The 10309-nt window shown below is 66.5% G+C and carries 9 protein-coding genes; all 9 read left to right on the top strand.

The window, feature by feature from the left end; genetic code table 11:
• Positions 1-30 precede the first annotated feature (30 nt).
• On the top strand, positions 31-849 hold the full coding sequence (locus EB084_11970) for a nucleotidyltransferase family protein (GenBank protein ID NDD28971.1): 819 nt from the start codon (positions 31-33) through the stop codon (positions 847-849).
• 96 nt (positions 850-945) lie between these two features.
• Positions 946-2778 (top strand): CocE/NonD family hydrolase, encoded by a 1833-nt coding sequence (locus EB084_11965; GenBank protein ID NDD28970.1) that lies wholly within the window; start codon positions 946-948, stop codon positions 2776-2778.
• A complete protein-coding gene (locus EB084_11960; GenBank protein NDD28969.1) occupies positions 2778-3299 on the top strand; it encodes an NUDIX hydrolase in 522 nt (173 codons plus the stop codon). Before EB084_11965 ends, EB084_11960 begins: the two co-directional genes overlap by 1 nt.
• Before the next feature lie 67 nt (positions 3300-3366).
• Positions 3367-5088, top strand: a complete 1722-nt coding sequence (locus EB084_11955) for a radical SAM protein (GenBank protein NDD28968.1) — start codon at positions 3367-3369, stop codon at positions 5086-5088.
• Positions 5075-5920: a peptidoglycan editing factor PgeF gene (pgeF, locus tag EB084_11950; protein ID NDD28967.1), complete on the top strand. Its 846-nt coding sequence runs from the start codon at positions 5075-5077 to the stop codon at positions 5918-5920. Before EB084_11955 ends, pgeF begins: the two co-directional genes overlap by 14 nt.
• Positions 5921-5935: 15 nt before the next feature.
• On the top strand, positions 5936-6631 hold the full coding sequence (locus EB084_11945) for a DNA-binding response regulator (GenBank protein NDD28966.1): 696 nt from the start codon (positions 5936-5938) through the stop codon (positions 6629-6631).
• Positions 6632-6646: 15 nt separating this feature from the next.
• Positions 6647-7726, top strand: coding sequence for a PAS domain-containing protein (locus EB084_11940; GenBank protein ID NDD28965.1), 1080 nt, complete (start codon positions 6647-6649; stop codon positions 7724-7726).
• Positions 7723-8847 (top strand): CHASE2 domain-containing protein, encoded by a 1125-nt coding sequence (locus tag EB084_11935; GenBank protein ID NDD28964.1) that lies wholly within the window; start codon positions 7723-7725, stop codon positions 8845-8847. The genes EB084_11940 and EB084_11935 overlap by 4 nt, the downstream gene beginning before the upstream one ends.
• Positions 8848-8918: 71 nt before the next feature.
• On the top strand, positions 8919-10151 hold the full coding sequence (locus tag EB084_11930; GenBank protein NDD28963.1) for a diguanylate cyclase: 1233 nt from the start codon (positions 8919-8921) through the stop codon (positions 10149-10151).
• Positions 10152-10309: the final 158 nt, after the last annotated feature.

Below are 10309 nucleotides of genomic sequence, written 5' to 3'. Positions count from 1 at the left end.
CGTCGCCGTGGTCTCGCTCCAGGTAGGATTATGCGACCCTGTTGCGTATTCAAGACGACAGGGTGTCCGCGCCCTGTAGCCGTGCAGGCGGGCGACCCTCAGCACACGCGAGAGAAGCGAAGCGACCATTTGAAAGGGCTCATCCTCGCGGGTGGCAAGGGCACGCGTCTGTTCCCGCTGACGCGCCGAGTCCCCCGATGCCTGATTCCCATCCAAGATCGGCCGGTCATCCACCGGCCCATTCTGCTCATGAAGAGCGCGGGAATCGTCGACATCGTTGTGAACACGCACTATCACTCGAAGCGGGTGTGTGACTACCTGGGCACTGGCGAGAAGCTCGGGGTCAACATCTCGTACAGCCACGAAGACGCGCTTCACGGCATCGGGGCCGCCGTACGAAAGGCCCAGCCGCTGCTGGGAGACGAGCCTTTCGTTGTCATGAACGGTGACGTGCTCGCCGACATCGATCTCTCCGACGTGCTCACCTATCACACCGATCAGCACGCCGACGCCACGCTGGTGATCCGCCCGGAGAGAGAAGCACGGGTGCACGGTCCCCTCGACTTCGATACCGACGTCAGCCTCTCTGCGCTCCTCGGGGAAGACCCTGTCGAGGGGAGCTTCCTCCACCCCGCCGGGATTCGGGTGCTGAGCCCACGGGTCTTCGAGTTCCTGTCGACGGGAACGTGTTTCCTCGGCGAGACCTTCGCGCGCATGGTTGGCGCCGGCTGCCATCTCGAGGGGTATCTGTCCGACGGCTACTGGGCCGATCTGCGCTGCTGGGAGAAATACGGTCACATCTTGTGGGAGATCGGCCGTGGATTCGTGCCCGAAGCGCCGGTCTCGTGACAGTGCGCTTCACGCATCTGTTCGTCACCGACCGCCTGGCCACTGACGTGGCGCCTGTTCACGCCACGCCCACCGATCTGCGCGAGGTGACGCGCCGTGAGTGAGCTGCCGCCCCGGAGCCAGCCCGAGCATCAGGTCGGCTCGAAGCGCGATCAGCACGTGATCATGCGTGATGGCGCTCGTCTGGCGGCCGATGTCTTTCGCCCCCTTGCCGATGGGGTCTACCCCACGCTGCTGTCCATCGGCGTCCAGGGCAGGGCGTTCCGCGGGCTTGCCCCGGTGGCCCAGTACCGGATGCGCGAAGCCGGTCCCATCGACTGGTATGTCGAGCGCGGCTATGCGTTCGTCCACGTCGACGCTCGCGGAAGTGGTCAGTCAGACGGGTCGTTCGACTGGATGGGGCCAGCCTTTCAGACCGATCTCTACGATGTTGTGGAGTGGATCGCCGACCAGCCCTGGTGCAGCGGCAAGGTCGGCATGATCGGATCGGGGTTCGCGGGCGCCGCGCAGTGGCTCGCGGCCCACCTGCGCTGCATCGCGCCCTACGACGCCTGGCTCGATCCCTACCGGGATCTGGCCTACCACGGCGGCATCGCCAGCGATCTTCCGCGTCTGCGATTCAACCAGATGCGCAGCCGTCGCATGCTCGACTTCCCGGACAAGCGCTGGCCTTCCCGAGCGCCCGTGGTCGACGCTGTGGTCAAGCGCCTCGTCGACGGTCAGAGCAGCACGCTCGAGCAGGCGGGGCTGCGCGCGATGTTGAGGGCGCGTCGCATGATGGAGCGCGTGCTGCCTCGTCGCCTGGCAAACGATCCGGTGCTGGCACTCCTCGAGGCGCCCCTCGATGGTCCCCTCTACTGGATGAACGGTGCCTCGACGCGCCTCTCCACCATCGAGACGCCATTCTACTCCATCGCCCACTGGTCGTCGCTGGGCATAAGCCTGCGGGGGAACATGCTCGCCTATGAGCTCATCGAGGCACCGAAGAAGCTGCTGGTGTGCGGTTCGGTGGGGGAGCCTTCTACCTGGCCCCTGGTTGCGCCACCCGATGCCTACGATCAGGTGCAGGCCGCGTTCAGCTCTCTCGAGCTCCACGAAGAGCTGCTGCGCTGGTACGACTACTGGCTCAAGGATCTGCCCAACGCAATCATGGATGAGCCACCGGTGCGCTACTGGATGCAGACCGAGGGAAGGTATCGGGAGGCAGACGCCTGGCCCCCTTCGGGCTTGCATCATCGGCGTCTCTACCTCCGCGCGGGAACGCTGCCGCCCGTGCACTCGCTCAACGACGGCCTTCTGAGCTTTGACGCGCCCCAGGGTGAGGCCCCGCCCAGCGAGGTATCGGTGCCGGATCCGGCCTGGACCGGACCGGAGGGGCTCGGGACCGCCGTGCTCTCGAAGAGCGGCGTGCCCGACCGCATCCGGCGGATTCTCACCTTCACCAGCGCGCCGCTCGACGAGCGGCTCGACGTGACAGGGCCTGTTCGCCTGACGCTCTACGTGTCTTCGAGTGATGTCGACGCCGACTTCGTGGTTCGTCTGGCTGATGTGCCGCCCACTGATGCCGAGCAGGCGCGCCTGCTCGCGGCCCTCGATCTCCCTCCGCAAGGCTTCACGGTGAGCCGCGGATGGCTGCGGGCCTCGCATCGGGCGCTCGACGCCGCGCGCACCACGGTTGAGCGCCCCTGGCACGTGCACGAGCAGGCTGAGCCGCTCGAGCCCGATGTGGTGGTTCCGCTCGAGATCGAGATCTGGTCGACCGCCTGGCGGTTCGAGCCTGGCCACTGCATCCGCCTCGAGATCGCCCCGGGAGACTCGTCGTACTTCGAACGCCCCGTCACCCATCACTTCGGCATCCGGGAGGCCGTCGATCGCATCTGGCACGACGAGGCCCGCCCGAGCAGCCTGCTGCTCCCGGTGCTCTCCTGATGGCGGAGATTCGCATTCGCGTGGCCTTGCTCATCGTCATCGGAGACGAGATCCTCCTCGTCCGGCACGAGAAGAACGGCCATTCGTACTGGCTTCTCCCGGGCGGAGGGGTGGAGTATGGCGAGAGCCTGCACGAGGCGGCCCGCCGAGAGGCCGCAGAGGAGACGGGGTTCGACGTGCGTGTGGGTGATCTCGCCCTGGTCTGGGAGACGCTGCCGCCGGATCGCTCGCGACACGGTCTGAACCTCTGCTTCCGCGCCGAGATCTGCGGCGGGACGCTCCAGGTGCAGGTCGACGAGCGCCTGTGCGAGGCGGCCTTCGTGAAGCTCGATCGGTTGGGCGAGATCCGAGGCGGCATTCGTGAAGCTCGATCGGTTGGGCGAGATCGAGATGCACCCGCCGCTTCACGAGCCCATCCACGCCGTTCTCGGGGGGGCTGTGACGCCGCTGTTCCTGGGGCCGCGCTGGACCGACTGACCGATCCCGTCGCTTGCCGCGAAGTCGCGTGGCGGCGCGGTTGATCGCATCGTGTATAATGGGAGCGCCCGTCGGCACGGGTTGTGAGGTGCCGCGCACGGGTAGGAAGAGATGGTCGGTCCCATGGCCTGGAAGCTCATCGACAAGGCGAAGCGCGTCCGCGCTGACGAGATTGCGCTGGTCACCCCCGCGGCGGGGGGCGATGTGCGCATGGCGCTCTGCTATCCGAACACGTACTACGTAGGCATGTCGAACCTCGGCTTCCAGTCGATCTACGGCCTTCTCAACCGCACGCCGGGCGTGGTGTGCGAGCGCGTGTTCGTTCCCGACCCGGACGACATCGATGAGCACCGCAGGTCGCGCGGTGGCCTTTTCACCCTCGAGAGCAATGCGCGGGTACAGGAGTTCGACATCCTCGGGTTCTCGTGCAGCTACGAGCTCGATTTCGTGAACGTGCTGAAGGTGCTCGACCTGGCGGGCATCCCCCTGCGCAGCGCCGATCGCGACGAGCGCTGGCCCCTCGTGATCATGGGCGGGGCAGTGTCGTTCATCAATCCTGAGCCGCTGGCCGACTTCATCGACGCCATGGTGGTGGGCGAGGGCGAAGAGGCGGTGCGCGCCATCGTCGAGCTGTGGCGTGAGACGGGGCGCGGCTCGCGCGCGGCGCTGCTCGAGGCGCTGTCGCGCATCCCCGGGGTCTACGTGCCGTCGCTCTACCATCACACCTACGACGGCATCTACATCACCGGTCGCGAGGTGCGCGCGGGGGCACCGGAGCGCATCGAGCGGCTGGCGGTGAAGAACCTCGACTTCAACTCGCACACCTCCATCATCACGCCGCACACAGAGTTCTCACGCTCGTTCCTCATCGAGGTGTCCCGCGGCTGCCCCTATCTGTGCCGCTTCTGCGTGGTGGGCTACGTCTACACCCCCAACCGCTGGCGCGACGTCGACCAGCTCTGGGAAGCGTGCAAGGTGGGCTTGCAGCACACGAAGCGGGTCGGGCTTCTCGGAGCGGTGGTGAACCTCTATCCGAAGATGCCCGAGCTCACGCGCCGCCTTCTAGCCGAGGGGGCGCACTGCTCGTTTGCGTCGCTGCGGGCCGACAGCCTGAAGGACGAGGTGGTCGACGCCATCCAGGCCAGCGGTCAGGAGACGCTCACCCTGGCGCCCGAGACGGGCGATCAAGACCTGCGCTGGTTCATCAACAAGCGCATGAAGGACGAGGCCCTCATGAAGGCCCTCGAGCGCGGCGTCACCCGCGGGGTGCGCAACTTCCGCCTCTACTTCATGATGGGCATCCCCGGCGAGACCGAGGACAACGTGCGCGACACCATTCGCATCATCTCCGACTGCCACCGCCTCATTCGCGAGAAGGGGCGACCCGGATCGACGCTGCAGGCCAGCGTGAGCCAGTTCGTGCCCAAGGCCGGCACGCCGTTCCAGTGGATGCCCCAGGCCCGCGCCGAGGAGGTCGACGCGAACATGCGTCGCGTCGCCGCGCACTTCAAGAAGGCCCCCGCGTTGAAGTTCAACATGGAGAGTCCGCGCTGGGTCAAGATACAGGGCCTGTGCGCGCGGGCCGATCGCCGCCTCGGGCGGGTGCTCGAGAAGGTGTACTGGAGCGGCTCTCCCCGCGACTGGCAACGGGCCTGCGACGAGGAGGGGCTCGACCTCGACGGGTTCCTCTACGCCGAGCGCGACCCGTCGTTCATGATGCCGTGGGACGTGGTGCAGACCGACGATCTGCGCGAGAAGATGCTCAAGGAGCTCTATCGCGCCAAAGACTTCATGGCCCAGCGCACCGCGCTCACGGTGGGTGCGCCCGCGTGATCGCATGAGCCCGACGCCCCCGTCTGACGCACGTCTCGTCGAGGTCGAGGGCCGTGCTCCTTATTTCGACTTTCCGCTGCTCGAGGCCACCGGAAAGGTGACCTGCGGGTTCTCCACCCGGCGCGGTGGGGTGAGCCCTGCCCCGTTCGACAGCCTCAACCTCGGAACCACCACCCGTGATGACGGCGAGAACGTGCGCGTGAACCGCGCGCGCTTCGGAGAAGCGTTCGGCGGCTTCGAGGTGCTCGAGTACATCCGGCTCGTGCACGGCAACGCGGTGCACACGGTAGGGCAGGGGAGCGGCACGTTCGGCTGCGGTCCGGAGATGGCGCCCGCCGACGCGGTGATCACCGATCAGCCGGGCCTGCCCCTGGTGATCTACACTGCCGACTGCGTGCCCATCGTCTTGTTCGATCCGCAGCGACCCGCCCTGGGGCTTGCTCACGCCGGATGGCGAGGCACCGTCGATGACGTGGCCGGCGCCACGGTGGCGGCCATGCAGGCGCGCTACGGCACCGATCCGGCGCAGCTGCTGTGCGGTCTGGGGGCGTCGATCGGACCGTGCTGCTTCGAGGTGCATGACGACGTTGCCGGGCCCGTGCGTGACCGCTTTCCTGATTGGCAGGATTTGGTCGCGTCGTTGATAACTAATGACAAGTACAGCATCGACCTCTGGCAGCTGAACGTGCTGCAGCTGCAGCGAGCAGGGGTGCCCCGGCGGAACATCGCAGTGAGTCGTCTCTGCACGGCCTGCCGGGCCGACCTCTTCTTTTCATATCGGCGCGATCGGCGAGAGACGGGGCGCCTGGCGATGCTGGCGGCCTTGCGATAAGAGAGGAGAGCCGTCTTGGCGAAGGAAAAGATTCTGGTCGTCGACGACGAGCGCAACATCGTCGAGCTCGTGAAATACAACCTCGAGAAAGAGGGCTACGACGTCGTTTCTGCATACGACGGGCTCGAGGCCCTCAACGTTTCTCGTCAGGAGCGGCCGGATCTCATCATCCTCGATGTGATGCTGCCGGGCACCGGTGGCCTCGACGTGTGTCGCACCCTTCGCAAGGAGACCAAGACGCCCATCATCATGGCCACGGCCAAGTCTGAGGAGATCGACAAGATCCTCGGGCTCGAGCTCGGGGCCGATGACTACGTCACCAAGCCCTTCAGCCCGCGTGAGCTGGTGGCGCGCGTGAAGGCCGTTCTGCGTCGAACCAGTTCGAAGGCCGAAGAGAAGGACGAGCTCGCCTTCGACAACCTCACCATCAACCTCGTCAAGCATGAGGTCCGGCTCAAGGGCGAAGAGGTCGATCTCAAGCCCAAGGAGTTCGATCTGCTCAAGCTGCTCTGCACCAATCCCGGCAAGGTCTTCACCCGTGACTACCTGCTCGAGCAGCTGTGGGGGTATGACTACCTGGGTGATACGCGCACCGTCGACGTGCACATGCGCCGCCTGCGCCAGAAGATCGAGGAAGATCCGGCCTCGCCTCGCTACCTCAAGACCGTGCACGGCATCGGATACAAGTTCCAGTACGAGGAGAAAGAGTAGGGCCGGTTCGAGACCGTGCCCAAGAAGATCGTCGGCATCCTCACCGAGCACCTCGTCGACCATTTCGACGAGGCCTGCATCGGCATCGACAAAGAGGGTCGCATCCACTTCTTCAACCGCTCCGCCGAGGTCATGTTCGGCGTCGCCGCGTCTGCTGCCATCGGTCAGAAGATCTGGGACGCCCTCGAGATGAGCGACTTCACCCGGGCATTCGCCAGGGTGGTGAAGTCGGGTGGAACCGATGCCCACGATCGGCTTGTGCTCATGCCTGACCAGCGCGCCCTCCAGGCCCAGTTCCTGGCGGTGCACGGATCCGAGGGGCGCCTCGCGGGGGCCGTGGCGGTTCTGCGCGACGTCACCTCCCTGCAGCGTATCGAGCGAGACGTGAGCACCCTGGTGGGTCGCATCGCCGAGGAGATGCGCATCCCCCTGACCTCGATCAAGGGCTACGTCGAGACCCTTCTCGAAGGCGGCTACAGCGAGCCCGCCATCCTTCGCCGCTTCCTCCAGATCATCAATGACGAGACGAACCGCATGGCGAGGCTTCTGGTGGGGCTCCTCGATGCGGGCGAGCGCCCCTCCCCGTCTGATGCGCCGCTGGGCCCGGTCTCGGTGTCACGGGTCGTGGGTGAGGTCACCACCAACCTGGCGCCCCTGGTGGCGCAGAAGTGTGTGCGCCTCGACGTCGATGTGGCGTCGTCGCTTCCTCCGGTGCGCGCGAACGAGGCGCTGCTGTCGCAGGCGGTGACCAACGTGCTCGACAACGCCATCAAGATCGTGGGCCTGAACGCGCTGGTGGCCGAGAAGGCGGGCGAGACCGGGCGCGTTCGTCTTGTCGCGCGGTGCGAGGCGTCGTCGGTGCTGCTCGAGGTGCATGACAACGGCGTGGGCATCGCCGCCGACGAGATGGATCGCATCTTCGAGCGCTTCGCGCGGGTCACGCGCGGTCCGGCCGCCCAGCTGGGGGGCACCGGGCTGGGGCTTCCCATTGCCCGCGAGATCGTCCAGGCCTTCGGAGGACGTCTCGAGGCGCGTAGCCGTGAGGGCCAGGGAAGCTGCTTCACCATGACCCTCCCGGCCGTACCTGCCCCGTGAACGACCTCCCCCGGTCGGCGGCCATCCGCGCCGGGACCGGCCTGGTGGTCGCGCTTGCGGCGCTTCTGCTGATGCGCCTTCCGGCGCTGAGAAGGCTCGAAGACAAGGTGTTCGATCGTCGGGTGCTGGCCTGGCGTCAGCTCTCTGAGGCCGACACCTCGCGCATCGTGCTGGTCACCATCGACGAGGAATCGCTCCACGAGCTGGGGCTGCACTGGCCTCTCCCGCGCGCCTCGTATGCGCGCGCCATCGAGCGGCTTCGCAAGGCGGGCGCGGAAGGCATCGGGGTCACCGTGGTCTTCCAAGGCGCGGGGGGAGACCCTGCCCAGACCCGCGCGCTTGCCGCTGTCGTTGACGGCGCCGACGACGTTGTCCTGGCGTCGCGCATCGACGCGGGAAGTGGAGCTTCTGGCTTCAGATGCGCCACAGGCTTCTGCGACGTGCCCCTCGATGAGGACGGCATCGCCCGCCACTTCCAGGTGTCGCCCGCCGGGGTGGATCCCCCTCCGGTCTGTCTCGCGCTCGCGATGCTCCGGGCGCGGTACAAGAATCCCACCTTCACCCCGAGGGGCTTCGTCGACATGGGAGGCGCGCGCTTCCCCATCTCGTGGGCGGGGCCACCTGGGCGCACGTTCACCACCATCGGCCTCAAGCGCGTGCTCGGCGGTGGCGATCTGTCGAAGGAGGTGAAGGGGGCGGTGGTTCTGCTCGGCAGCACCCTGCCGGGCAGCGCCAACGACATTCGCACCCCCTTCAGCAAAGGGGGCGGTCGCGGCGACCCCATGACCGCGCTCGAGCTCACCGCGAACATCGTCTTCACCCTGATGGGCTCCGATGCCCTCATCACGCTGACCACCGCCCAGCACGTTCTGCTGGTGTGCGGCACGGCATTCGTGCTGTTCGTGCTCTTCTGCTCGCTGCATCCCGCGTTCTCGGTCTCGGTGGTGTGCTTCGTCAGCGTGCTGTACACATTGGGCGCCATGTACGCCATGATCGAGTCGCGCTGGCTGCTGCCCGTGGTTGCCCCCCTTGTGGCGGTGCAGGTCGCGTGGTTCTCGTCGATCGCCTATCGCGGCGTGCGGGCCTGGATGCGCGCGTCGCAACGCAGCGGCGTGGCGTAGCGGCGCCATCACCGTCAGATGGGAGTGGTCGCAGCAGGTACACCGGAGAGGGCGCGGGAAATACCCCCACAATGGCCGAGAATCGCACGTCGACGCGCCGCGTAGCCGCGGGATTCGATCCGTTCACGAAGCTGCCCGTGCTCTCGTCGGTGCACGGGCGTGTTCGTGAGGAGCTGTCACGTCAGGGCGAGATCGGGTTCGTCTTCTTCGATGTGGTGGGGTTCCACGGCTTGCAGGATCGCTACGGCAAGGCGGCGGGACACGCGCTTCTCGGCTGCATCGGCCGCGTTGTCGACGCGCTTCGAGGAAAGCTCTTTCGTGAGGCCGATCTCGTGGCGGTGCAGCGTCCTGGTGCTGACACCTTCGTGCTCTTCCTCTTCTCACCGCCGCGCTCGAAGAAGCAGTTCAGCATGAATGACCTGCGACTCGTTCGAGAGCGCATCGTGGCGCGTCTCACCACCGAGATCAACGATCGCCGCGCCGATCTCGGCATCCTCGAGCCCGTGGAGCTGCACTCCGGCTCGACCTCGCTGCTCCGGAACGGTCGCAAGAGCGTGGCCCGCCTGGTGGAAGAGGCCTGCAACGAGGCCGCGTTCAAATCGCGCATGGACCAGCTCATGTCGAGCTTCGTGAGCAACGTCTCGCATGAGCTGCGCACGCCGCTCACCTGCATCGAGGGGTACGCCGAGACCCTGCTCGGTGGCGCGAAGGACGACCCGGCGCTCTGCGCTCGATGGCTGCAGATCATCTACGATGAATCGCGGCGTCTCGAGCGGCTGATCAAGGACCTTCTCGATCTCTCGCTGGTCGACGCGCGCCAGATCCAGATGCGCATGCGATCGGTCGATCCGCGCAAGATGATTGAAGATACCGCCGCCGTGTTGCAGCCTCACGCGCGCAAGGCACAGGTCGAGCTCAGCATCAGCGCTCCCGTCGATCTGCCGGCCGTGAGCGCCGACGAAGATCGCATCCGCCAGGTGCTGCTCAACCTCACCGACAACGCCATCAAGTACTCGCGTCCGAACGACCGCGTGTGCATCGAGGCCAGCGCTTCGAACGGCGAGGTGGTCATCTGCGTGGCCGACACGGGTCACGGCATCGCGCCCGCCGACCTCGAGAAGATCTTCGAGCGCTTCTACCGCGCCGAGTCGGGCATCACTGCCACAAAGCACGGCCGAGGGCTGGGGCTGGCCATCGCCAAGCAGTTCATCGAGGCTCACGGGGGGAGCATCTCGGTGAAGAGCCAGCTCTCGAAGGGGAGCCGGTTCGAGTTCACCCTTCCCATCGAGCCGCTCGAGGAGTGAGCCGAGCGGAGGACGTGGGGGGCGTGAAGGGGCGTGGGGAGAGCACACATCGCTCACGTCCTCGGCCGCAACCCCCTCTGGCCGCGGGGTCCGCGGGGCGCATGACCCTTCGGGGCGCGGCTTTGCGCAGATTGTGGCGGGTCCTTGCCGTGGTACAC

It is taken from the genome of Pseudomonadota bacterium (genome assembly GCA_010028905.1).
Classification (GTDB): domain Bacteria; phylum Vulcanimicrobiota; class Xenobia; order RGZZ01; family RGZZ01; genus RGZZ01.
The sequence above is the reverse complement of the archived record's forward strand: the minus strand, read 5'-3'. Positions and strand labels throughout refer to the sequence as shown.